The organism is Streptomyces sp. NPDC001678, assembly GCF_042892945.1.
In the GTDB taxonomy this organism is placed as follows: Bacteria; Actinomycetota; Actinomycetes; order Streptomycetales; family Streptomycetaceae; genus Streptomyces.
On the sequence record NZ_JBIAUP010000002.1, the window covers coordinates 336,343 to 360,180 of the forward strand.

General features: G+C 72.4%; 21 protein-coding genes. 17 read left to right on the forward strand and 4 right to left on the reverse strand.

Annotation, left to right across the window (positions count from 1 at the left end; genetic code table 11):
* Nucleotides 1–154 precede the first annotated feature (154 nt).
* The 3 genes from ACFYZR_RS05050 to ACFYZR_RS05060 all read left to right on the forward strand — a co-directional run bounded on the left by ACFYZR_RS05050 (nucleotide 155) and on the right by ACFYZR_RS05060 (nucleotide 3,047).
* Nucleotides 155–1,036 (forward strand): bifunctional methylenetetrahydrofolate dehydrogenase/methenyltetrahydrofolate cyclohydrolase, encoded by an 882-nt coding sequence (locus tag ACFYZR_RS05050; RefSeq protein WP_391905149.1) that lies wholly within the window; start codon nucleotides 155–157, stop codon nucleotides 1,034–1,036.
* Nucleotides 1,026–1,757: a DUF3017 domain-containing protein gene (locus ACFYZR_RS05055; RefSeq protein WP_391905152.1), complete on the forward strand. Its 732-nt coding sequence runs from the start codon at nucleotides 1,026–1,028 to the stop codon at nucleotides 1,755–1,757. The genes ACFYZR_RS05050 and ACFYZR_RS05055 overlap by 11 nt, the downstream gene beginning before the upstream one ends.
* A 72-nt stretch (nucleotides 1,758–1,829) precedes the next feature.
* Nucleotides 1,830–3,047: an NADP-dependent isocitrate dehydrogenase gene (locus ACFYZR_RS05060; RefSeq protein WP_391905155.1), complete on the forward strand. Its 1,218-nt coding sequence runs from the start codon at nucleotides 1,830–1,832 to the stop codon at nucleotides 3,045–3,047.
* A gap of 104 nt (nucleotides 3,048–3,151) precedes the next feature.
* Here the strand turns inward: ACFYZR_RS05060 and ACFYZR_RS05065 are convergent, their stop codons facing one another.
* Entirely contained in the window at nucleotides 3,152–3,565 is a 414-nt protein-coding gene (locus ACFYZR_RS05065; protein WP_391905157.1) for a hypothetical protein, read from the reverse strand.
* A 356-nt stretch (nucleotides 3,566–3,921) separates the two neighbouring features.
* On the opposite strand from ACFYZR_RS05065, the gene ACFYZR_RS05070 reads away from it, so the two are divergent.
* The 13 genes from ACFYZR_RS05070 to ACFYZR_RS05130 all read left to right on the forward strand — a co-directional run bounded on the left by ACFYZR_RS05070 (nucleotide 3,922) and on the right by ACFYZR_RS05130 (nucleotide 20,579).
* Nucleotides 3,922–4,749 carry a helix-turn-helix domain-containing protein gene (locus tag ACFYZR_RS05070; RefSeq protein ID WP_391905160.1) on the forward strand — a complete coding sequence of 276 codons (828 nt, stop codon included), beginning with the start codon at nucleotides 3,922–3,924 and terminating at the stop codon, nucleotides 4,747–4,749.
* Nucleotides 4,746–5,609, forward strand: coding sequence for a helix-turn-helix domain-containing protein (locus tag ACFYZR_RS05075; RefSeq protein ID WP_391905163.1), 864 nt, complete (start codon nucleotides 4,746–4,748; stop codon nucleotides 5,607–5,609). Before ACFYZR_RS05070 ends, ACFYZR_RS05075 begins: the two co-directional genes overlap by 4 nt.
* Nucleotides 5,610–6,052: 443 nt before the next feature.
* Nucleotides 6,053–7,228, forward strand: coding sequence for a helix-turn-helix domain-containing protein (locus ACFYZR_RS05080; protein WP_391905166.1), 1,176 nt, complete (start codon nucleotides 6,053–6,055; stop codon nucleotides 7,226–7,228).
* A 398-nt stretch (nucleotides 7,229–7,626) separates the two neighbouring features.
* Nucleotides 7,627–8,616 (forward strand): malate dehydrogenase, encoded by a 990-nt coding sequence (locus ACFYZR_RS05085; protein WP_391905169.1) that lies wholly within the window; start codon nucleotides 7,627–7,629, stop codon nucleotides 8,614–8,616.
* A 182-nt stretch (nucleotides 8,617–8,798) separates the two neighbouring features.
* Nucleotides 8,799–10,508 (forward strand): hypothetical protein, encoded by a 1,710-nt coding sequence (locus ACFYZR_RS05090; RefSeq protein WP_391905171.1) that lies wholly within the window; start codon nucleotides 8,799–8,801, stop codon nucleotides 10,506–10,508.
* Entirely contained in the window at nucleotides 10,505–11,068 is a 564-nt protein-coding gene (locus tag ACFYZR_RS05095) for a hypothetical protein (protein ID WP_391905174.1), read from the forward strand. The genes ACFYZR_RS05090 and ACFYZR_RS05095 overlap by 4 nt, the downstream gene beginning before the upstream one ends.
* 13 nt (nucleotides 11,069–11,081) lie before the next feature.
* Nucleotides 11,082–12,038, forward strand: a complete 957-nt coding sequence (locus ACFYZR_RS05100) for a hypothetical protein (RefSeq protein ID WP_391905177.1) — start codon at nucleotides 11,082–11,084, stop codon at nucleotides 12,036–12,038.
* Between the two features lie 175 nt (nucleotides 12,039–12,213).
* Entirely contained in the window at nucleotides 12,214–13,722 is a 1,509-nt protein-coding gene (locus ACFYZR_RS05105; protein ID WP_391905180.1) for an aldehyde dehydrogenase family protein, read from the forward strand.
* A gap of 60 nt (nucleotides 13,723–13,782) precedes the next feature.
* The gene (locus ACFYZR_RS05110; RefSeq protein ID WP_391905182.1) at nucleotides 13,783–15,315 is read left to right on the forward strand and encodes a GMC family oxidoreductase; all 1,533 of its coding nucleotides are present in this window, start codon (nucleotides 13,783–13,785) and stop codon (nucleotides 15,313–15,315) included.
* Nucleotides 15,312–16,436 carry a glycine betaine/L-proline ABC transporter ATP-binding protein gene (locus ACFYZR_RS05115; protein WP_391905184.1) on the forward strand — a complete coding sequence of 375 codons (1,125 nt, stop codon included), beginning with the start codon at nucleotides 15,312–15,314 and terminating at the stop codon, nucleotides 16,434–16,436. The genes ACFYZR_RS05110 and ACFYZR_RS05115 overlap by 4 nt, the downstream gene beginning before the upstream one ends.
* A complete protein-coding gene (locus tag ACFYZR_RS05120; protein WP_391905187.1) occupies nucleotides 16,433–18,421 on the forward strand; it encodes an ABC transporter permease in 1,989 nt (662 codons plus the stop codon). The genes ACFYZR_RS05115 and ACFYZR_RS05120 overlap by 4 nt, the downstream gene beginning before the upstream one ends.
* Nucleotide 18,422: 1 nt before the next feature.
* Nucleotides 18,423–19,409, forward strand: a complete 987-nt coding sequence (locus ACFYZR_RS05125) for an ABC transporter substrate-binding protein (protein ID WP_391905190.1) — start codon at nucleotides 18,423–18,425, stop codon at nucleotides 19,407–19,409.
* A gap of 69 nt (nucleotides 19,410–19,478) precedes the next feature.
* Nucleotides 19,479–20,579 carry a hypothetical protein gene (locus ACFYZR_RS05130; RefSeq protein ID WP_391905192.1) on the forward strand — a complete coding sequence of 367 codons (1,101 nt, stop codon included), beginning with the start codon at nucleotides 19,479–19,481 and terminating at the stop codon, nucleotides 20,577–20,579.
* Here the strand turns inward: ACFYZR_RS05130 and ACFYZR_RS05135 are convergent.
* Together ACFYZR_RS05135 and ACFYZR_RS05140 are read right to left on the reverse strand one after the other, a co-directional pair.
* Nucleotides 20,576–21,337 carry an isocitrate lyase/phosphoenolpyruvate mutase family protein gene (locus tag ACFYZR_RS05135; RefSeq protein ID WP_391905195.1) on the reverse strand — a complete coding sequence of 254 codons (762 nt, stop codon included), beginning with the start codon at nucleotides 21,335–21,337 and terminating at the stop codon, nucleotides 20,576–20,578. The two genes, ACFYZR_RS05130 and ACFYZR_RS05135, sit on opposite strands and share 4 nt — an antisense overlap.
* 92 nt (nucleotides 21,338–21,429) lie before the next feature.
* Nucleotides 21,430–21,915, reverse strand: a complete 486-nt coding sequence (locus ACFYZR_RS05140) for a carboxymuconolactone decarboxylase family protein (RefSeq protein WP_391905198.1) — start codon at nucleotides 21,913–21,915, stop codon at nucleotides 21,430–21,432.
* Between the two features lie 47 nt (nucleotides 21,916–21,962).
* On the opposite strand from ACFYZR_RS05140, the gene ACFYZR_RS05145 reads away from it, so the two are divergent.
* Nucleotides 21,963–23,495: a PLP-dependent aminotransferase family protein gene (locus tag ACFYZR_RS05145; RefSeq protein ID WP_391905201.1), complete on the forward strand. Its 1,533-nt coding sequence runs from the start codon at nucleotides 21,963–21,965 to the stop codon at nucleotides 23,493–23,495.
* Nucleotides 23,496–23,517: 22 nt separating this feature from the next.
* On the opposite strand, the gene ACFYZR_RS05150 is transcribed toward ACFYZR_RS05145, so the two are convergent.
* Nucleotides 23,518–23,817 carry a hypothetical protein gene (locus ACFYZR_RS05150; RefSeq protein WP_391905204.1) on the reverse strand — a complete coding sequence of 100 codons (300 nt, stop codon included), beginning with the start codon at nucleotides 23,815–23,817 and terminating at the stop codon, nucleotides 23,518–23,520.
* Nucleotides 23,818–23,838: the final 21 nt, after the last annotated feature.

Consider the following 23,838-nt stretch of genomic DNA (forward strand, 5'->3'; position numbering starts at 1 on the left):
GTGTCCTTCGAGCGGTGGCTGGGTTCGTACGGGACGGCCGTGGCCCGGGCCACGGCGGCGCAATCGTAGACATACGGTCGTACCGCGCGGCGTCGCGCGGACGACCTCCGACCTGAGTGGAACCAACCCCACCCGATCCGCGAGGATGTGCACCATGACCGCCCAGATTCTCGATGGCAAGGCCACCGCGGCCGCGATCAAGTCAGAACTCTCCACCCGTGTGCAGGCGCTGAAGGCCCGGGGCATCACCCCCGGCCTGGGCACGATCCTGGTCGGGGAGGACCCGGGCAGCCAGAAGTACGTGGCCGGCAAGCACCGCGACTGCGCCGAGGTCGGCATCGCCTCCATCCAGCGCGAGCTCCCCGCGACCGCCACCCAGGAGGAGATCGAGGCGGTCGTCCGGGAGCTCAACGAGGACCCGGCCTGCACCGGCTACATCGTCCAGCTGCCGCTGCCCAGGGGCATCGACGAGAACCGCGTCCTCGGCCTGATGGACCCGGCCAAGGACGCCGACGGCCTCCACCCGACCAACCTCGGCCACCTCGTCCTCAACGAGCCCGCCCCGCTGCCCTGCACCCCCAACGGCATCATCACCCTGCTGCGCCGGCACGGTGTGGAGATCAACGGTGCCGAGGTGGTCGTGGTCGGGCGCGGTGTGACCATCGGCCGCCCGATGCCGCTGCTGCTGACCCGCCGCTCCGAGAACGCCACGGTCACGCAGTGCCACACCGGCACCCGGGACCTGGCGGCCCATCTGAAGCGGGCCGACATCGTCGTGGCCGCGGCGGGCGTGCCGCACCTGATCAAGCCCGAGGACGTCAAGCCGGGCGCGGCGGTCCTCGACGTCGGCGTCAGCCGCGACGAGAACGGCAAGATCGTCGGCGATGTCCACCCGGGCGTGCGCGAGGTCGCGGCCTGGATCTCCCCGAACCCCGGCGGCGTCGGCCCGATGACCCGCGCCCTGCTGCTGGCCAACGTGGTGGAGGCCGCCGAGCGGGATGCCTCGCGGCGCGACGGAACCGGCGATGAGGGCTGAGCCCGGCGGTCCGGGCGCGAACGGCTCCCGGCGGGACGCCGACGGGCCCGGTGGCCCGGCCGGCCCCGACGGAGCCGGCAAGGCGGCCGGCTCCGGTCGGTCGGCGGGTTCGGACGGGTCGGCGCAGGCCGGTGGGGCCAATGGCTCCGGCGGGTCCGGAAAGCCCGTCGGCCCGGGAAGGGCCGGCGGGTCGGCGAAGGCCGCCGGTCCCGGCAAAGCGAGCGAAAAGCCCGGCAAGGTGAACGGTGAGGCCGGCAAGGTGAATGGTGAGGCCGGCAAGTCGCCGGGCAAGCCGTCCGCCGAGCCCGCCGGCAAGGCGCACGCGCACGCGCACGGACCCACCCGTCGTCCCCCGCAGGTCACCCGGGACACCGCGCGCCCCGAGGGCGGCGGGCGTGCCGCGCCCGGGCGCGCCCCGGCGCCGGCCCGGCAGTGGCCGCTGCTGGCGGTCCTGGGGGCCACGGGCCTGGGCCTGCTGATCGTGGCCTTCGACGCCTTCCGGGTCGGTGCGCTGATCATCGGGCTGGCGCTGATCGGCGGCGCGGTGCTGCGCTGGACCCTGCCGTCCGTGGGCATGCTCGCCGTGCGCTCCCGGTTCACCGACCTCTTCCTGTACGGCGGGCTGGGCCTGGCGATCGTGCTGCTCGCCCTGATGGCCCAGCCGCACGCGTGGCTGAAGATCCCGTTGCTGGAGGACGTGCTGCACTTCACCGTGCAGTAGGGCAAGGTGCGTGACGTGGGGCCGCCCGGTGCGCCGGCCCCACGAACATCGTCAGAAGGGGTGTTCCGGATCATGTCCAAGATCAAGGTCGCCAACCCCGTCGTCGAGCTCGACGGCGACGAGATGACCCGCATCATCTGGCAGTTCATCAAGGAAAAACTGATCCTGCCCTACCTCGACGTCGAGCTGAAGTACTACGACCTGGGCATCGAGAACCGCGACGCCACGGGCGACCAGGTGACGGTCGCCGCCGCCCACGCCATCAAGGAACACGGCGTCGGGGTGAAGTGCGCGACCATCACCCCGGACGAGGCCCGCGTCGAGGAGTTCAACCTCAAGGCGATGTACCGCTCGCCCAACGGCACCATCCGCAACATCCTCGGCGGAGTGATCTTCCGCGAGCCGATCATCATGAGCAATGTGCCGCGGCTGGTGCCCGGCTGGACCAAGCCCATCGTCGTCGGCCGTCACGCCTTCGGCGACCAGTACCGCGCGACGGACCTCAAGGTCCCCGGCGCGGGCACGCTCACCATGACCTTCACCCCCAAGGACGGCTCCGAGCCCGTCGAGCTGGAGGTCTACGAGTTCCCGGGCGCCGGCGTCGCGCTGTCCATGTACAACCTGGACGACTCGATCCGCGACTTCGCCCGCGCCTCGTTCCGCTACGGCCTCGACCGCGGCTACCCGGTGTACATGTCCACCAAGAACACGATCCTCAAGAAGTACGACGGCCGCTTCAAGGACATCTTCCAGGCGGTCTTCGACGCCGAGTACCGGGAGGGCTTCGAGGCGGCGGGCCTGACCTACGAGCACCGGCTGATCGACGACATGGTCGCCTCGGTGCTCAAGTGGGAGGGCGGCTACGTCTGGGCGTGCAAGAACTACGACGGCGACGTCCAGTCGGACGTCGTCGCGCAGGGGTTCGGCTCGCTGGGGCTGATGACGTCGGTGCTGATGTCCCCCGACGGCCGGACGGTCGAGGCCGAGGCCGCGCACGGCACGGTCACCCGTCACTACCGGCAGCACCAGGCGGGCAAGGCCACGTCCACCAACCCCATCGCCTCGATCTTCGCCTGGACCCGGGCCCTGGCCCACCGCGGCAGGCTGGACGGCACACCGGAGGTCGTCCGGTTCGCGGAGACGCTGGAGAAGGTCTGCGTCGAGACCGTGGAGGGCGGCCAGATGACCAAGGACCTGGCCCAGCTGATCGGACCCGGTCAGCCGTGGCTGACGACCGAACAGTTCCTGGCGGCGCTGGACGAGAACCTGCGAAAGCGGTTGGCGGCGTAGCCGCGCGACGGACGTAGCCGCGCGGGCGGACATGACGGTGGCCCGTCCTCTCCCCCGTGGGAGGACGGACCACCGGGTTCTCACGACCGGTACCGGTCGTCAGGTCAGCCGTTCACCCACGCCTCGACATGGGTGTTCTTGCTGCCCTTGAGGGTCAGGTTGAAGGCCTGGCCGGGCTTGGCGGCGACGGTCGCGTAGTGCTTGACGCCGTTGCAGCGGTGCGTCTTGGTATAGGAACCGCCTCCCACGACCTTCACGGTCAGACTGGCCTCGCCGCCGCCCCAGCAGGTGAAGACGCCGCGGGCCATGTTCGCCCCCGAGGGCACCGAGGTGAGCCCGGAGACCCACTTCTTGCCGTGGGTGCCGAGGTAGTCGCTGGATATGTCGGCGTTCCACAGATTCCGCCAGTGCTCCTGGGCCTGCGCCGTGGTGCCGGCGCCCGCGGTGGCCGGCGCCGCGTTCGCGGCCGGGGTCGCGAGGGCGAGACCGCCGCCCAGCATGAGGGTCGCGGCGGACACGGCAACACTCCTGCGTACGTTCATGATCCGGGTTCCTCCCCGTCGGTGAGCGGTGGGGGCGGCACGGGGTGGACCGTGCCGCCCCCCGGCTTGCAGGAATGACTGTGATGCGCCACATCCCCTCCTGCCAAAGGATCGCCGGGAATTGGGCCACCGTGGGACGTCCCACGGCCCCACCTGCGAGGACGCCGGGTCCCACGAGGTCGTGGTGGGACGGGGGAGGGACGGCCGGGCTGGCCGGAAAGCACGGCTCCCGGCCCCGGTTACGGGAATTGGCGCGTTCGCCTCGCCATGATGTGCGGCAGGAGGCGGCTCACCGCCTCGGGGGACTCTTTGTGGCGCGTATGGGGTGGAACATGTCGCGTTGGAAGGAATTACCCGCCTCGCTGGATCAGCGGGTGCGGCAGTTCGTCGTACAGCTCAGAAGGCTCAAGGACCGCAGTGGGCTGAGCCTGGCCGCGCTGGCGGCCAAGACCTCGTACAGCAGTTCCTCCTGGGAGCGTTATCTCAACGGCAAGCAACTCCCGCCGCGTGACGCGGTCGAGGAGCTGGCCCGGGTGTGCGGCGCGGACACGACGAGGCTGCTGGTGCTGCACGAGGTCGCGGAGGAGGCGTGGACGGACGAGGCGGCGGAGACGGAAGAGGAAGTAGCGGCGGCCGGGTCGCCCGCCGAGGGCCTCCTGGCGCCCGGCGGGCCCACGACGCCCCCCACCGGGGACGGCGCGCGTTCCGGGGCGCGTTCAAGAGCGCGCCGTACGACGACCGTCGTGCTCGTCGCGGCCGTCGTCGCCCTGACGGTCGCGCTGGCCGCCGTCCTGCTGGTCACCCGCCCGTGGCAGGACGACAGGACGGCCGCGGGCCACGACCACGCCGCCAGTGGCAACACCCAGGCCCCGTTCGTCTTCGTCCAGGGCCGCTCGCGCCCCTGCGACGTCCAGCGGCACGACGGCGACCTGCGCGCCGGCTACAGCGCGACCCGGACCACGCTCATGGACCTCAAGAGCACGGGCTGGGAGGTCCTGGAGGCCCAGTGCCTGCTGCGGCACCACGGCTTCGACCCCGGGATCTCCGACGGCTCCTACGGGGAGAGGAGCAAGAACGCCGCCAAGGCCTTCCAGAAGGCCCGCGGCCTGGTCGTCGACGGCATCGTCGGCCCCGACACCTGGCAGGAGCTGCGCCGGTGAGCGGGGAACGGCTCGTCCCCGCGGAGTGCGGCCGGCTGGCCGCCGGACTGCGGGAGCTGAAGGACCGTACGGGCCTGAGCCTGGCCGCGCTCGGCGGGCGGACCCCGTACAGCAAGTCGTCCTGGGAGCGCTATCTCAACGGCAAGAAGCTGCCGCCCCGGCAGGCGGTCGAGGCGCTGTGCGGGCTGGCGGGCGAGCCCGCGGACCGGCTGCTGGCGCTGTGGGAGCTCGCCGAGCAGTCGTGGAGCGGACGGGCGGCCGCCGGGGAGGCCGCGTCGCAGGCGCCCCCGCCCGCAGTGGCGGAGGAGCAGCCGGTGCGGAAGCCGGTGCGGAAGCCGTCCTTCACCCGGCGCGTGCTGCTGTCGGCCGGTGTCGCCGTCCTCGTCGTGACGGGTGTGGTGCTCTCCCTGATCCTGACGAGCGGCGGGTCCGGGGCCGGCGGACGGGACCCCGACCCCCTCGCGGCGTCCTCCTATCCGCAGTCCTACGAACCCGGCTGCCGGGGCGCGGAGTGCGAGGGCGCGGACCCCACGGAGATGGGCTGCGGCGCCCAGGGCATGCTCGTCACCCTGCTCCAGCGCCGGGCGGTCGGCGGCCAGCGGGTCGAGATCCGCTACAGCGAGAAGTGCGGGGCCGTGTGGGTGCGGTCCATGCGCCTGCGACTCGGCGACCGTGTCGTGCTCTCGCTGCCCGGCACCGACGCCAAGGAGCTCAAGGCGGCGAGCCAGCGGGACACGGAGGTCTATCTGTCGACCGCCATGACGGCCACCAAGGACCCGGCCAAGGCGCAGGCCTGCGTACTGCCTGCGGGCGGCAGCCCGGAGTGCTTTGTTCCGCAATCTCCCGCTCCGGGTGGGTGATGCCGCGTGTGACAGGCGACATGTGGGTAGAAGACGGGTGGAGGAGAGCCGGCGGCCGGTCCTCCACCCCCGTGGGAGGACCGCCCGCCGCTCACCCAAGAGGATCATGACCGCGACAATCCGGATCAAGGTCCGCCGGGCCGCTGTGGCATGGGCGTGACCGTTCCGGTACCGGGTCCCCTTTTCGTATCAAACTGCCCGGGCATGTCACTGTATGGTCACCGCGCGGCGGGCGGCCGTGCCCCAGGGGCGTGCGCCCCATGGCCTTGATCAACCCCAAGTGCCACCGTGCGCCGCCCCTTTGGGAACTGACATGCTGGTTTCGGGCATCCCCGTGGGTAGCCGAGAGCGGGGCCGCGGGCGCGGCGGGGCCGAGAAGGGGCGGACATCGGCGCGAGTGGCACGGGGACAGACGCTTACGTACCGGGGGACAGGGGAGGGCAATGCCTCGCTGGAGGGCGCTACCGGAGGAACTCGACCCGCAGGTGCGCGAGTTCGCCGAACAATTGCGCAGACTCGTCGAGCGCAGCGGGCTCGGCATCGCCGCCGTGGCGGACCGCACCGGCTACAGCAAGACGTCCTGGGAGCGCTATCTCAACGGCCGGCTGCTGCCCCCGCGCGGGGCGGCCGAGGCGCTGGCCGAGGTCACGGGCACCGATGTCGGCCATCTGGGCACGCTGTGGGAGCTGGCCGAACGGGCGTGGAGCCGCTCCGAGCTGCGGCACGACGTGACGATGGAGGCGATCCGCGTCGCGGAGGCGAAGGCGGCGCTGGGGGAGTTCGGGCCGCCGCCGCCGCCGACGGCGAAGGCGGGGCGGGCGAAGAAGCAGGCCGAGCCTTCGGCGGCCCCCGCCGGGGAGGTCCGCACGGCGGTGCGCGACGAGGGTGACGAGGGCGCGATGCCGTCGGCCGTGCCGCCCGCGATGCCGCCGATGCCGGATTCCGGGCTGCCGCGCGATCCGGGGGCGCGGGACGTACGGGAGATGGCCATTCCGGTCCGGAAGCCGAAGGGGTCGAAGGAACCGAAGAGGCCGAAGGCGGCCAAGGCACCCGCCAATGCACCCGCGAAGGCGCCCGCGAAGGCACCCGCCTCCACGCGCCGTAACGCGGTGCTGTTCGCCGTCGGCGCGGTGGGGGCCCTCCTCGTCGTCGCGGCGGGCGTGCTGCTGCTCGGCACGGGCTCGGACGAGGGGCAGGCGGCCCGGGGCGCGATCGCCACGCCGAGCGCGGGCAGCCCGTCGAGCATGCCCGACGGGGTGAAGTGCACGGGCGCCGCCTGCGCGGGCAAGGACCCCGAGACGATGGGCTGCGGCGGCGCGCACGCCACGACAGCGGGTTCCGCGACGGTGGGGGCGTCGTTCCTTGAGGTTCGGTACAGCAAGGCCTGTGGCGCCGCGTGGGCCCGGATCACCCAGGCCGCGCCGGGCGACACCCTCCGCATAAGCGGCACCGGCACCCGGGCCGTCACCGAGAGCGGCCGCGTCGACAAGGGCGCCGACGGGCACACCCGCATGATCCCCGTCTCCGACTCGGCCCAGGCGTCGGCCTGCGCGGCCCTCGTCTCCGGCCGCAAGGGCTGCACGACACCGCGCACGGCGGAACGCGCACCGGAGGGTTGACCCCGTTCCCCGGGGGGGCCGGGGGCGGAGCCCCCGGGAAACGGTGAAAGGGCGGGACCGGGGCTCCCTCCCGCCGCGGCGGTGCTCGGCCACGACGGCGTGGTCCGGCGGTGCCTTACCGGCGGGGCCGGACCGGCGGGGCCCGGTGCGGGCCGGGCCCGTGGGGGAGGTGCGGCCCGGTGGGTGGTTTGTGCCCACCCTCCCCCAGCTACCGCTGGGAGGTGCCCCCAGCCCTGCGGAACGATTGCCCACAAACAGGGACGGTGAGGCGTCCCACACCGGGTCTGGGGCCCGAGAGGAGTCCGGTCGGATAGCCTGGCGCCGGATCTCTTGATACCGAGAGAGATCCGCACACCTTGGGCAGGGACACCCACCAGAGCTCGCCGCAGGAGATCGCCATGACCCGCACTCCCGTCAATGTCACCATTACCGGCGCCGCCGGTCAGATCGGCTACGCGCTGCTCTTCCGCATCGCCTCCGGTCACCTCCTCGGCGCGGACGTGCCGGTCAAGCTGCGTCTGCTGGAGATCCCGCAGGGCCTGAAGGCCGCCGAGGGCACCGCCATGGAGCTCGACGACTGCGCCTTCCCGCTGCTGCGCGGCATCGAGATCACCGATGACCCGAACGTCGCGTTCGACGGCGCCAACGTCGCGCTGCTCGTCGGCGCCCGCCCCCGTACCAAGGGCATGGAGCGCGGCGACCTGCTCGAGGCCAACGGCGGCATCTTCAAGCCGCAGGGCAAGGCCATCAACGACCACGCCGCGGACGACATCAAGGTCCTTGTCGTCGGCAACCCGGCCAACACCAACGCCCTGATCGCCCAGGCCGCCGCCCCGGACGTCCCGGCCGAGCGCTTCACCGCGATGACCCGTCTGGACCACAACCGCGCGATCTCGCAGCTGGCGAAGAAGACCGGTGTGGCCGTCTCCGAGATCAAGAAGCTGACGATCTGGGGCAACCACTCCGCCACCCAGTACCCGGACATCTTCCACGCCGAGATCGCCGGCAAGAACGCCGCCGAGGTCGTGAACGACGAGCAGTGGCTCGCGGACACCTTCATCCCGACCGTCGCCAAGCGCGGCGCCGCGATCATCGAGGCCCGTGGCGCGTCCTCCGCCGCCTCGGCCGCCAACGCCGCCATCGACCACGTCCACACCTGGGTCAACGGCACCGCCGCCGGTGACTGGGCCTCCATGGGCATCCCGTCGGACGGCTCCTACGGTGTTCCCGAGGGCCTCATCTCCTCCTTCCCGGTCACCGTGAAGGACGGCAAGTACGAGATCGTCCAGGGCCTGGAGATCAACGACTTCTCCCGCGCCCGCATCGACGCCTCCGTCAAGGAGCTCGCGGAGGAGCGCGACGCCGTGCGCGCCCTCGGCCTGATCTGAGCCGAGCCGGACCCACCGTCGCCGTACGGGTGTGCTGACGTACACCCGTGCCCGACGATTTCGGGCCCGCCATCCACCTCCAAGGGGGGTCGGTGGCGGGCCCGTTGGCTTATTCTGGGTTCTTCCGAAAATACGTCAACTCGGCTACCTCGAAGACGAGTTCGACGGATCGGGGGACCGAAATGAGCCATTCCGTCCAAGGGTCCCCGTCAGAGGCCACCCGGTTACTCTGCGCGGGGACCTACCTCGACATCGAGTTCCGCCGCCGTGTCATCGAAGAGCTGGTGGAACATGAGGAAAGACCCATCGCCCCGTCCCTGGGGGTCGATGTGGTGCCGGTGCTCACCCACGCGCTGCGCGCCCGCGGCCAGGACACCCTGACCGCCCTGCTCCTGCTCGCCCTCTGGGTGGGCTTCATCGCCGTCGACTTCGCCTCCGCTCCCGAGGGCGCGGACGGCACCCCGTTCGCGGGCCTCTGGTCCTTCTCGTACGCCGTGGTCTGCCTGCTCCACTGGGGCGCGCACGCCGCCGCCGGGCGGGGCTCGGCCGTCTACGTCGTCGACCGGCGCACCCTCCGCGAGGCCCTCCAGGGCAGCGGCGCCCAGCGCGCCCTGCGCGCCCTGCTACCGGGCCTGCCCCTCATCACCCTCGCCTACTGGCTGTTCGCCCTGTGGGCGCTTTCGCAGGGCGCGGGCAACTGGGCGGGCATCATCTTCCCGCTGCTGCTCGTGGTGCCGGTGTGGATGCACCGGGCGCGGGTGGCGGCCGTGATGCGCGAACAGCTGAGCCGGAAGGCCTTCGCCGAGGAGGACCGGCCCCTTCCCGACTCGGCCTACCACCGCCGTATCGCCCGGTCCATCGACCGGGAGCAGTACGCGGGGCTGACGATCTACGACCCGTCCCGGCCGTTCATCGGCATGGGCGTCCCCTATGAGCCCTGGTCCTTCGCCCTGGAGCTCAAGCGCGGCAAGGAGCCGCCGTCGGCGTCGCACGCCACCGCCAATGGCGCGACCAATGGAGTGACCGATGGCGTGGCCGGCGGCGCGTCCAGTGGCGCGTCCCATGGCGTGGCCGGCGGTGCGGCCGGTGCCCCCTTCACCGGCCGTACGGTCGTGGAGCTCATCCGGCCCCGGCTGGAGGCCCTGCGGCAGGCGGCCGCCGCGACCAGCCGGGACCGGCTGAAGGATCTGGAGATCGACGAGTTCGTCTATCTCCCGGTCGGGCCGCAGCGGCCCATGGTGTCCTACGACGAGCGCACGGTGCGGATGCACCTGGCCGAGGCCGTCAACGAGGGCGGCGAGGCCCGCCGCTACTTCCTGCGCGTGCGCGTCGGCGCGTGGGACGAGCAGGTCGTGGTGTCGGTGCTGGTCAGGGTGCACACCCAGGGCGGGATGCTGGTCCTGGAGGTCGTCCCGCACGTGCTGACCCCGATCCGGGCGGAGTTCCGCGCGGTCGACGTGATCGCGAGCCGGGGCGAGGAGGACATGCTGCGCGACGGGCTGCGGGCGCTGCTGACCGCTCCCGCCGCGGGCTTCGCGTCGGCGGTCTCCACGGTCCGCTCCGGCGTGTCGGGCTTCCGCACCTGGCTCGCCGACCCCCGGCGCTCGGCGCCGGACGGCCCGGCCCACTCGGTGCGGGAGCTGGCGTCGGCGAAGGAGATCTCGCTGTTCCAGGAGATGGACGTCAGCCGCTATGTGAAGACGGTCCAGGACCGCATCGCGAGCGGGGTCCGGGAGGCGCTGCGCTCCCAGGGCTATGAGACGGACCGTTTCGAGCAGCAGATCGTGCAGATCAGCGAGGGCGCGATCTACATCGGCCAGATGAGCGGCGGCGCCGTGGCCCAGGGCGCGGGCGCCGAGGCCAAACACCTCACAGGAAGCGGGGGACGATGACGGACGACCGGCACGGGAACGACCGGCACCACGAGGAAGAGGACGACGAACACCGCCGCGAGAGCACCCCGAGCGGCGGCGGCATCTCCATCGGCTCGCTGAGCGGCGGCGCCGTGGCCCAGGGCGACGGCGCCCGGGCCGAGGACCGCTCCGAGCGGGTGGGCGAGCGCCCCGCGACGGCGGCCGCGACGCCCCCGCCGCCGGCCCCCGGCCGGGGCGGCATGGCCGTCGGCTCGATGTCGGGCGGCGCGCTGGCCCAGGGCAGGGAGGCGCGGGCGGTCGACGCCTCACGGCAGTTGCTGACCTTGACGCCCGAACTGCTCCTGGCCGTCCGGGAGATGAGGATGGAGCTGTCCCACTGCATCCGCACCCCGGGCGACGGGCTGGACGAGGTCGACGGGGAGCTCGCGGAGCTCCAGGCGGAGGCCGGGCTGACCGGTCAGTGCCGGCGCAGCCGGCTGACGCGGCTGCGGACGCTGCTGACCAGCGGCGCCACGGCCGTCGGCGGGCTGGCGTCGCTGGCCGCCGTCGTCGAGTCGATCAGCCGGTTAGTGGCGTGAGGCGGCGAGGCGCATGAGCTACTGGGACGCGGACGCGCAGAAGTGGGTGGACGAACCGCCACCCGGATGGCGGCCGCCGCCGGAACCGCCGAGAGCCGGGACCGGCGACGACACGGACGAGCCCGAAGTGATCCTCGGTGCCCCGGAGCCGTACGAGGAGTTGCCCACGGGCCCCTCCCACGCCTCGATCCTCGCGGGCGTCGTGGCCGGGGTGGTGCTGGCGGCCGGACTCGGCGTCGGCATCTGGGCGCTCGTCCGGGACGACGGCGGGGGAGGGGGCGACGGGCCCGTACCCACCGCCTCCGCCTGGCCGTCCCCCGGCCCGACGGGCACCTACGGCTCGACGTCGGGCACGAACTACGGCTCGTCGTACGGCTCGTCCTACGGGACGACGTACGGCACGACGTACGGGACGACCTCCGGTCTCTCCGGGGGATACACCAACCCCCACACCTACAATCCCTACCCCACCGCCACCACCTACGGCACATACGGCGGCGCCGCGACCGGCGCCACCACCGGTGCCGCGTCCGGATTCGTGCGGACCACGGACCCGGCCGGCTTCCGGCTGGACGTACCGGCGGGCTGGTCGCGCAGCACGGACCGGGGCAGCGTCTTCTACAGGACGGCGGACGGGCGGAGCCTGATCCAGGTGTTCACGCTCGACCCGCCGAGGGCGACGCCGTACGACTCGCTGCGGGAGACGGAGACGTACGTCTCCACGTACAAGAACTACCGGAAGGCCAGGCTGGGCGCGGTCGCCGGGGCGGGCAACCCCGCGGAGTACGAGTACACGTACACGCTGAGCGACGGAACGTACCGGCACGTGGTGATCCACGCCTACACCGCTCCCGACGGCAAGCAGTACGCCCTGCTGGTGGGCGGTCCCGTGGGCACCGAGGCCACTCAGGGCCTGGTCATGCGGTCATTGGTGGGCTCGTTCTGCCCCACGGGCTACTGCGCCGGATGACGCCGTCCGGTCAACATCCCACCCCGCGACGCTGAGTGATGCGCGTCACTCTTTGTGAAAGGAGGGGCATAGGTTCGTTCCTTCTGGTTAGGCGCGACCCGTTGCCGGCCCTGGGCCTCGTCGAGGACAGGGCCGGGACGCACGGGATCGTTCGTCACCGGAAGGCAGAGAAGACATGGCGTCAGCCGAGACCATCCACGTCGACGGGGAGTGGCGTGCCGCCGCGTCCGGCGCGCAGCGGGAGGTGCTCGACCCGGCCGACGCCACCGTCCTCGCGGTCGTGGCCGAGGGGGACGCGGCCGACGCCGACGCGGCCGTGGCCGCCGCGCGCCGCGCCTTCCGCGGCGGCCAGGGCGACTGGCCGCGCACTCCGGTCGCCGAACGGGCCGCGCTGCTGCGGCGCGTGGCCGATCTGCTCCAGCGCGACCGCGAGAGCCTCGCGCTCGTCGAGAGCCGCGACACCGGCAAGACGCTGGAGGAGGGGCGTGTCGACGTCGACGATGTCACCGCCGCCTTCCGCTACTTCGCGGACCTGGTCGTCAACGAGGGCGTCGGCCGTGTGGTCGACGCGGGCTCGGACGACGTCCACAGCGTCGTCGTGCACGAGCCGGTGGGCGTCTGCGCGCTGATCACGCCCTGGAACTATCCGCTGCTCCAGGCGAGTTGGAAGATCGCCCCGGCGCTGGCCGCGGGCAACACCTTCGTCGTCAAGCCCAGCGAGATCACCCCGCTGTCGACCGTGCACCTGGTGCGGCTCCTCGCCGAGGCCGGGCTGCCCGACGGCGTGGCCAACCTCGTCACCGGCGCCGGTGCCCAGGTGGGCGCCCGGCTGGCCGAGCACCCGCACGTGGACCTGGTCTCCTTCACCGGTGGCCTCGCCAGCGGCGCCAAGGTGGCCCGCGCCGCCGCCCCGGCCGTCAAGAAGGTCGCCCTCGAACTCGGCGGCAAGAACCCCAACGTCGTCTTCGCCGACGCCTGCGCCACCGACGAGGACTTCGACACCGCCGTCGACCAGGCCCTCAACGCCGCCTTCATCCACAGCGGCCAGGTCTGCTCGGCGGGCTCCCGGCTCATCGTCGAGGAATCGGTGCGCGACCGCTTCGTCGCCGAACTCGCCCGCCGCGCCGAGCGGATCAGGCTCGGCCGGGGCACCGAGAAGGACGTCGAGTGCGGCCCGCTCGTCTCCGCGCAGCAGCTCGCCAAGGTCGAGGCGTACGTCGCCTCCGCGCTCGCCGAGGGGGCGGCCCTGCGCTGCGGCGGCAAGCGCCCCGAGCCGTCGGAGACCCGCCCTGCGGAGGGCTACTTCTACGAGCCCACCATCCTGGACCTCTGCCACGGCGACATGACGGTCGTCCGGGAGGAGACCTTCGGGCCGATCCTCACCGTCGAGACCTTCCACACCGAGGACGAGGCCGTGGCGCTGGCCAACGACACCGAGTACGGGCTCGCGGGCGCCGTCTGGACCAAGGACGCGGGCCGGGCCCGCCGGGTGGCCGGCCGGCTGCGGCACGGCACGGTCTGGATCAACGACTACCACCCCTACCTGCCGCAGGCGGAGTGGGGCGGCTTCGGCAAGTCGGGCACCGGCCGTGAGCTGGGCCCCGCCGGGCTCGCCGAGTACCGCGAGAGCAAGCACGTCTACCAGAACCTGGCCCCGAGGCCCGTGCGCTGGTTCGCTGGTTGAGTGCGCTCCTCGCCCGCTCCTGCTGAATCCTTCCTGCCGCACAAGGAGTTCACCCCCACCATGCCTGTCTACGACTACGTCGTCATCGGCGGCGGAACCGCCGGCTCCGTCATCGCCTCCCGGCTCACCGAGGACCCCGGCGTCACCGTCGCCGTCATCGAGGGCGGCCCCACCGACATCGACCGCGAGGACGTCCTGACCCTGCGCCGCTGGCTCGGCCTGCTCGGCGGGGACCTGGACTACGACTACCCGACCGTCGAACAGCCGCGCGGCAACTCCCACATCCGCCACAGCCGCGCCCGGGTGCTGGGCGGCTGCTCCTCCCACAACACCCTGATCTCCTTCAAGCCGCTGCCCGGCGACTGGGACGAGTGGGCCGAGGCCGGCGCCGTGGGCTGGGACGCGAAGTCCATGGACCCGTACTTCGCCCGGCTCCGCAACAACATCGTCGCGGTGGACGAGAAGGACCGGAACGCCATCGCCCGCGACTTCGTCGAGGCCGCCCGGCGCGCCACGGACGTCCCGCGCGTCGAGGGCTTCAACAAGAAGCCCTTCCACGAGGGCGTCGGCTTCTTCGACCTCGCCTACCACCCCGAGAACAACAAGCGCTCCAGCGCCTCGGTGGCCTACCTCCACCCCTTCCTCGACCGCCCCAACCTCCATCTGATGCTGGAGACCTGGGCGCACCGGCTGGAGATCGAGGCCGGCCGGGCGCGCGGCGTCCACGTCCGCACCAAGGACGGCGAGGAGCTGTTCGTCGAGGCGGCCCGCGAGGTGCTGGTCTGCGCGGGCGCCGTGGACACGCCCCGGCTGCTGCTCCACTCCGGCATCGGCCCCAAGGGCGACCTGGAGGAGCTCGGCATCCCCGTCGTCCACGACCTGCCGGGCGTCGGTGAGAACCTCCTCGACCACCCCGAGTCGGTCATCGTCTGGGAGACGGACGGGCCCATCCCCGAGAACTCCGCGATGGACTCCGACGCGGGCCTGTTCATCCGCCGGGACCCGGCCTCGAACGGCCCGGACCTGATGTTCCACTTCTACCAGATCCCCTTCACCGACAACCCCGAGCGCCTCGGCTACGAGAAGCCCGAGCACGGCGTGTCGATGACCCCCAACATCCCCAAGCCGCGCAGCCGCGGCCGCCTCTACCTCACCAGCGCCGACCCGTCCGTCAAACCCGCCCTGGACTTCCGCTACTTCACGGACGAGGACGACTACGACGCCCGTACGCTCGTCGACGGCATCCGCGTCGCCCGTGAGATAGCGAAGACCGAGCCGCTGGCGGGCTGGCTCAAGCGCGAGGTCTGCCCGGGCCCGGAGCTCACCTCGGACGAGGAGCTCAGCGAGTACGCGCGCAAGGTCGCGCACACCGTCTACCACCCGGCGGGCACCTGCCGCATGGGCGCGCCGACGGACGAGCAGGCCGTCGTGGACCCGGAGTTGCGCATCCGTGGCCTCGAGGGCATCCGTATCGCGGACGCGTCGGTCTTCCCGACGATGACGGCCGTCAACCCGATGATCGGAGTGCTGATGGTGGGGGAGAAGTGCGCCGCCCTGCTCGCTCAGGGCCCGGACGAGGAGGTGGCCCGATGAACGCCACGGCCGCCCCCGGCGACAGTACGGGAGACATACGCCAGGAGGACGAGAAGCCCGTCTTCTCCGTCCGCAACCTGTGGAAGGTCTTCGGGCCGAAGGCCGAGCGCGTGCCCGGCGGCCCGCTGGCCGACCTGTCGACGGACGCCCTGCGTGAGCGGACGGGCTGCACGGTCGCCGTCCGCGACGTCTCCTTCGACGTCCGCCCCGGCGAGTGCTTCGTGGTCATGGGCCTGTCCGGCTCCGGCAAGTCCACGCTCGTCCGCTGCCTCACCCGCCTCATCGAACCCACCGCCGGCACCATCGCCATCGACGGCGAGGATGTGGGCGGCATGGACAAGGGCGCCCTGCGCGATCTGCGCCGGCACCGGGCCGCCATGGTCTTCCAGCACTTCGGCCTGCTCCCGCACCGCACGGTCCTCGACAACGTCGCCTACGGCCTGGAGATCCAGGGCATGGGCAAGGCCGAACGCCGCGCCAAGGCCGCCGAGATGGTGACCAAGGTCGGCCTCGCGGGCATGGAGGACCGCCGCCCCGGCCAGCTCTCCGGCGGCCAGCAGCAGCGCGTCGGCCTGGCCCGCGCCCTGGCCGCCGACCCCGAAGTACTGCTGTTCGACGAGCCGTTCAGCGCCCTGGACCCGCTGATCCGCCGCGACATGCAGGAAGAGGTCGTCCGCCTCAACCGCGACGAGGGCCGCACGATGGTCTTCATCACCCACGACCTCAGCGAGGCGCTGCGCGTCGGCGACCGCATCGCGCTGATGCGCGGCGGCCGCGTCGTCCAGTGCGGCACCCCCGAGGAGATCGTCGGCTCGCCGGCCGACGACTACGTCCGCGACTTCGTCCGGGACGTGCCGCGCGAGCAGGTCCTCACCGTCCGCCGCGCCATGCGCCCCGCCCATGACGCGGGCGAGGCCGCGACCGGCCCGGCGCTGTCCCCGGCCACGACCGTCGCCGACGCCATCGAGGCGGTGGCCCGTACGGGCCACTCCGCCCGGGTCGTCGACGCGGGCCGCTGCCTGGGCGTCGTCGACTCCACGAGCCTGCTCGGAGTCGTGGCGGGTCTGGACAGGGCACCTTCCGTCATCGCAGGGGGTTTCGAGGAGAAGACCGCGGCATGAGCACTGCCGGCACCACCACGGTCCCGTCCGCCCAGGGCGGGACCACCACCCCCCACACGCTGTGGCATCACCCCGCGGCCCGCAAACTACTCCTGCTCGCGGCCGTCACCGCGGCCGTGGCACCGTTCGCCGCCGCCCGCTGGGGCAGCGGGGCCTGGCCGCACGCGCTGACCGTCGACCTCGCCGGCCCGCTCGGCCGGGTCAACGACTGGATCATCGACAACCGCGACAGCCACTGGCTGTTCCTGTACTTCTTCGGCCACATCAGCAACGCGATCGTCGTCTCGGTACGGGCCGTCTACGTGGTCCTGCTCGCCCTCGGCTGGGCGGGCGTGACGGCGGGCGCGGCACTGCTGGCCTGGCGCCTGGCGGGCGTACGGGCGGGCGTCACGGCCCTGGCCTCGTTCGCGGTGTGCGGACTGCTGGGCATGTGGGTGCCCACGATGCGCACGCTGGCCCTGATGATCGTGGCCGTAGCGGCGTCCGTCGCCGTGGGCGCGCTGCTGGGCCTGGCGGCCGGTCTCTCGGAGCGTACGTTCCGGGCCCTGCGCCCGGTCCTGGACACGATGCAGGCCCTGCCCGCCTTCGCGTACCTCCTGCCGGTCGTGCTCGTCTTCGGCATCGGCGTGGCCCCGGCCGTCCTGGCCACCGTCGTCTACGCGGCACCCCCGATGGCCCGCCTCACGGCGCTGGGCCTGCGCGGCACGGACAAGGGCGTCCTGGAGGCCGTCGACTCCCTCGGCGCCACCGCCCGCCAGCGCCTGCTGACGGCCCGCCTGCCCCTGGCCCGCCGCGAACTGCTCCTGGGCGTCAACCAGAGCATCATGATGGCCCTGTCGATGGCCGTCATCGCCTCGGTGATCGGCGCGGACGGCCTCGGCGACCGCGTCTACCAAGCCCTCTCGACGGTCGACGTGGGCAGCGCCCTGACAGCGGGCATCCCGATCGTCCTGCTGGCGATAGTCCTGGACCGCTCGACTGCGGGCGTCGCTTCACCGCGCCGGTTGTGGGCAGGCGTTCCGCAGGGCGGAACGGGTGGGCACAACCGCCCACCGGGCCGCACCCGAACGGTGACCACGTGGGTGGCGAGCATCGCGGTGGTGGTTACCGCAGGCCGCCTCGTCGGCACGACATGGCCCGACGGCTGGACCGTCACCATCGCCGGCCCGGTGAACCGGGCGAAGGACTGGATGGTCGACCACCTCTACAGCGGAATCCCCGGAATCGGCGGCACCGCCGACGCCGCCGCCCACTACACCGCCTGGATCCTGGACCCCCTCCGCAGCGGCCTCCAGGCCCTCCCCTGGTGGGGTGCCCTCCCCCTCGTCGCGGCCCTGGCCTGGCTGATCGGCACCTGGCGCACCGCCCTCACCGCGACGGTCTCGCTGGCCGCGATCGGCGTGCTGGGCCGCTGGGAGCCCGCCATGGACACCCTCTCCCAGGTGCTCGCGGCAGTCGTCGTCACCCTGGTCCTGGGCGTGCTGATCGCCGTCGCGGCGGCGCGCAGCGACCGGGTGGAGCGCCTGCTCCGGCCCGTCCTGGACGTCTTCCAGACCATGCCGCAGTTCGTCTACCTCATCCCGGTCGTCGCCCTCTTCGGCGTGGGCCGCGCCCCGGCCGCCGCGGCGGCGATCGTCTACGCGCTGCCCGCCGTCGTCCGCATCGTCGACCAGGGGCTGCGGCAGGTGGACCCGTCGGCCATGGAGTCCGCGCGCTCGCTGGGCGCGACGGGCGGGCAGCAGCTCCGCCAGGTGCAGTTCCCGCTGGCGAGACCGCAGCTGCTGCTGGCCGTGAACCAGGCGGTCGTCCTCGTCCTGTCCGTCGTCATCATCGGCGGCCTGGTGGGCGGTGGCGCGCTCGGCTACGAGGTCGTGTTCGGCCTCGCGCAGGGCGATCTGGCCACGGGCCTGATGGCCGGTACGGCCATCGCGTGCCTGGGACTGATGCTCGACCGGGTGACCCAGCCGACGAAGGAGGCGAACTGACATGAAGCGCATCGGCATGAAGCGCAAGGCACTGATCGCCCTCCCGGCGGCGGCCCTGCTGGCCGCCACCGCCACCGGTTGCGGCGCGGCGGACATGACCAAGCAGGCGTCCCCGTACGCCAACGCGGCGGGCGCGAAGACCGTGACCCTCTCCGTCCAGTCGTGGGTCGGCGCCCGCGCCAACGCGGCGGTGGCGCAGTACCTGCTGGAGCACGAGCTGGGCTACCGCGTGGACACCGTGCAGGTGGACGAGGTCCCGGCCTGGGACGCCCTCAGCCAGGGCCGCGTGGACGCGATCATGGAGGACTGGGGCCACCCGGACCAGGAGAAGCGCTACGTCCGGGACAAGAAGACGATCACGGAAGGCGGCGACCTCGGGGTCACCGGCCACATCGGCTGGTGGGTCCCCAAGTACTTCGCCGACGCCCACCCCGACGTCCTGGACTGGAAGAACCTCAACAAATACGCCGCGCAGCTGAAGACTTCCGAGAGCGGAGGGAAGGGCCAGCTCCTCGACGGCTCCCCGTCGTACGTCACCAACGACAAGGCGCTGGTGAAGAACCTGAAGCTGGACTACCAGGTCGTCTTCGCGGGGTCGGAGGCGGCGCAGATCACCCAGATCAAGCAGTTCGCGAAGGAGAAGAAGCCCTTCCTGACCTACTGGTACGAGCCCCAGTGGCTCTTCAACGAGGTCCCGATGGTCGAGGTGAAGCTTCCGGAGTACACGGACGCCTGCGCGGACAAGGGCGCGAAGGACCCGTCGACGATCGACTGCGCCTACCCGACGACGTCCCTGAAGAAATACCTCAACACGGACTTCGCGAGTAAGGGCGGCAAGGCGGCCCGTTTCCTGAAGGACTTCCACTGGACGAAGGCCGACCAGAACGAGGTCGCCCAGATGATCGCCGAGGAAAAGCTGGCGCCGGAGAAGGCGGCGAAGAAGTGGGTGGACGGCCACCCGGACAAGTGGAAGAAGTGGGTCAACTAGCCTCGCCGGCGTTCGAGGGGTAGCACCCCCACCCGAACCGCCTCCCACCCGCAGGCGCACAATGCCCATATGTCCAACCCTGGGCGCATAACACGCGCACTCCGCAAGGACCGCCGCGCGGCCGCCATCCACGCGGCCGTCGGCGTCGTCCTGGCGACAGCCGCCGCCATCCTGCTCCTCCTCACCGTCCCCGCGAAGCACGCCGAGGGACGCGACTTCCGGGCGGCACCCACGTGCCCGGCGGCAGGCGACTGCCTGCGGCCGGAGCCGTTCACGGTGGTCAAGGTCGCTCGGGACGAGACGAAGAAGTTCCCCCACTACTACTTGCGCGTCGCCGGACGCGACGGCTCGCGCCCGCTCGTCGAACTGCGGGGGCAGAGCCCGGTCGTAGACGTCGTCAAGGCCGGTGACCAGGTGACCGCCTGGTACTGGAAGGGCGAGATCAGGGCGTTCGAATTCCGTGGCGAGCGGCAGTACGCCGAGGCGGACCCGACGGACGACTTCCGCACCCCCACCGCCATCGGCCTGGCGGTGGCGCCCCTCTCCCTGGCCTTCCTCTGGACGGCGTACTGGCTGGCCCGCCGGTCCGCCAAGTCGCCGCGACGCGCGCCCTGGCAGACCTCGGTCCCTTGCATCGCGGCCTTCGGCATCGCGGCGGCCGGGGCGCCGTTCGGCTACTACCAGGACACGATGGCGGGGGCACTGCGCTGGACCGGCTACGTCGCCGTGCCCATCGTGACTGTCGCGGCCGCCGTGATGGTCTGGAACGCCCTCCGGGACCGCCGGAAGGAGACCGACACGGTCGAGGTCGTCCCACGGATGCCCACTCGGGAAGAGGTCTTCGGCGGCGTGATCACCGGCGACGTCTCGTACAGCAAGGAGGGGTTCCACACGCTCGTCGCGGGTCCCGGCCTGCTCGCGACGACCGTCGACCCCACCGGCCGCATCCTCCGCACGACCGTGCCGGGCACCCTGGTCGTGGAGCGCGTCCGCCCCGTCTACCGCACGGACCCCTCCATTTACATGGAGAACGGGGCCTTGGTCGCGGAGTGCCGCGACGGTGACAAGCAGGTGCTGATCCTGGCGGCCACCGAGCACATGGGCTGGGTGCTGGGGGCGCTGCTGCCGGACGGGCAGCCGCCCGTCGGAGTGGCCAGGGACCAGGGCTAGTCCCGCAGCCCGGCAGTGAGCTGCAGCCCGGCGGCGATCTCCGACACCGCCGCCATCGCCCGCCGGTGCAGCCCGCCCCCGAAGGTGACCCGGGCGGCGCCGAGCGCGCCGAGCTCGGCGGGGGAGGGCCCGCCGGGCATGGCGAGGGCGTTGACCGGCAGTCCGACGCGTTCGGCGATCGGCGCGAGCAACTCGGCGGGCGCGAGGATCGGGTAGACGCAGTCGGCGCCGGCCGCGGCGTACAGCAGCCCGCGTTCGACGGCGGGGGCGGCGCCCTCGACGCCCTTCAGGAAGGTGTCGATACGGGCGTTGACGACGAGCCGTCCGTCCGCCTCGGCCACGACGGCGGCCAGCCAGTCGGCCTGCTCGTCCGGCTCCTTGAGCAGGCCGGTCCGCCGGTCGGTGTCCTCCAGGTTGCAGCCGACCACGCCGGTCTCCAGGAGGCGTTCGACGAGCTCACGGGGCGGTAGCCCATAGCCGTCCTCCACATCGGCGGTGACGACCACCCCTTCGGCAGCGACAGCCCTCACGATCCGGCCCACCGCCGTCAGCATTTCCGCTGCCGGAGCTTCCCCGTCCGCGTACCCCAGCGATGCCGAGACCCCCGCGCTCGGCGTCGCCAGTGCCCGGAACCCGGCGTCGGCGAAGGCCCGGGCGCTGGCGGCGTCCCAGGGGCCGGGCAGCACGAGCGGACCGTCGGTGGCACTGCTGTGATGGCGGGCCCGGAAGGCGGCCACTGCCGCGTCGTTCGCTCTCATACGAACGACCGTAGGCCCGCGAGAGGCGGGTGGAGTGGTCCATTTCTCCTCGGAGAACGTGGGCCACTACGCCCATGGGGAACAGCTGGGGATCAGGGCTGGTAGGACCCCGCCTGGACGCGGGTCGAGACGCTGATGCGGTTCCAGGAGTTGATCACGATGATCGCGGCGATGAGGTGCGCCAGCTCCTCCTCGGAGAAGTGGCGCGCGGCACGCTCGTAGACCTCGTCCGGAACGAAGCCGTCCGTGAGGACCGTGATGGCCTCGGTGAGGGCGAGGGCCGCCTGCTCCTTCTCGGTGTAGTAGCCGGTGGCCTCCTCCCAGGCGTTGAGGAGGTAGATGCGCGCCTCGGACTCGCCCGCCTTACGGGCGTCCTTGACGTGCATGTCGATGCAGAACGCGCAGTGGTTGAGCTGCGAGGCGCGGATCTTCACCAGCTCGCCGATGACCGGGTCCACGCCCTGGTTCGCGGCCTTGGAGAGGGCGAACATCGCCTTCCGGACCTCGGGGGCGTGCTTGTAGAAGTCCATGCGGGGACCGTGCTGGTGGGTGCTGGGAGTGTTCTCCGTCGTCGTCATGCCACCGACGCTACGCCAGGGATAGCCCAGCGGTATGGTCCATTCCCATGGAGAAAACGTGGGCCATTTCCGGGGTGGACCTCCACCTGGACCTCCCCCGCGCGGACGCGAACGCGGGCGCGGGAACGGAAGCCGGACCGGGCACCGGCACTGGCACCGGCACGGGAGCGGGCACCGGCGCGGGTGAGCGTGGCGTGCGCGCCGCGCTCACCGACGCGCTGCGCGAAGCCGTACGCTCCGGGCGGCTGGCCCCCGGCACCCGGCTGCCCTCTTCCCGCTCCCTCGCCGCCGACCTCGGGCTCGCCCGCAACACCGTCGCCGACGCCTACGGCGAGCTCGTCGCGGAGGGCTGGCTCACCGCCCGGCAGGGCTCCGGCACCCGGGTGGCCGCCCGGACCGCGCCGCCCCGCCCGGCCCCCGCCCACCGCCGTGCCACCCCGCCCCGCACCCCGCCGCCGCCCGTCCACGACCTGCGCCCCGGCCCCTGCGACGTCTCCTCCTTCCCCCGTGCCGCCTGGCTCTCCGCCGCCCGCCGCGCCATGGCCGCCGTCCCCCACGAGGCCTTCGGCTACGGCGACGGCCGGGGCCGCCCCGAGCTGCGCGAAGCCCTCGCCGGCTATCTGGCGCGGGCGCGCGGCGTCCGTGCGACCCCTGAACGCATCGTGCTGTGCGCGGGCTTCGCCCAAGGGCTCGCCCTGCTGGGGCGAGTGCTGCGGCAGCGCGGCGTGCGGTCGATGGGCGTCGAGTCGTACAGCCTGTGGGTCCACCACGACATCATCGAACGGGCCGGGCTCCGGGCGGCCCCGCTGACCGTGGACGGCCAGGGTGCGCGGGTCGCCGAGCTGGACGACGAGGCGCGGCGGAACGTCCGTTCCGTCCTCCTCACCCCCGCCCACCAGTTCCCCACAGGCGTCCCCCTCCACCCCGATCGCCGCGCCGCCGTCGCCGACTGGGCCTCCCGCACGGGTGGCCTGATCGTCGAGGACGACTACGACGGCGAGTTCCGCTACGACCGCCAGCCCGTCGGCGCCCTCCAGGGCCTGGCCCCCGAGCACGTCGTCTACTGCGGCACCGCCAGCAAGTCCCTTGCCCCCGGCCTGCGTCTGGCCTGGCTCGTCCTTCCCGAACACCTCGTCGCCGACGTCGTGGACCTGCGACGGTCCGGCGAGTGGGGCATGGGCGTCCTCGACCAGCTCACCCTCGCCGAGTTCATCGACTCCGGCGGCTACGACCGTCACATCCGCGCCATGCGCCTCCACTATCGCCGCCGCCGCGACGACCTCGTCTCCGCCCTCGCCCGGCACGCCCCCCACATCCGCGTCACCGGCATCGCCGCAGGCCTCCACGCCGTCCTCGAACTCCCCCCGGGCACCGAGCAGTCCACGATCCAGGCCGCCGCCTGGCGGGGCCTGGCGGTGCAAGGCCTGAGCGCCTTCCGCCACTCGGCCGTGGACGACTCCGTCCCCTCCCCGGTACCGGACGGCCGCGACGGCCTGATCGTGGCCTACGGCACGCCCGCGAAGCACGCCTTCGCGGGGGCGCTGGAGACGCTCATCGACGTCCTGCCACCGATGTCCTAGCCGTCCGCGGGGGCGACCGGGGTCAGGACAACCCGCCCCTCCGCGCCGGCCGCATCGGATAGCGCGGCATCGACAGGGACAGTGCCGTCACCCACGGCTCGTCCGAGAGCCGCTCGACGTCCCGTCGCGACAGGTCGGCCGAAGTGGTCCTGCGCCCCTCGGGCGGGCCGGAGACGCCGCAGTCGCGCAGGATCGCGGACTGCTCCTCCGAGGGGGCGTCGGCCAGCCGGATGATCACGGGGATCGCTCTGGCCTCCCGGTCCTCCTCCGTCGTGTTCTCGACGCGGAGGGCGAGGGGGCCGTCGAGCTTTGCGTGGTCCATGAGCCCATGGTGCTCCCGTTC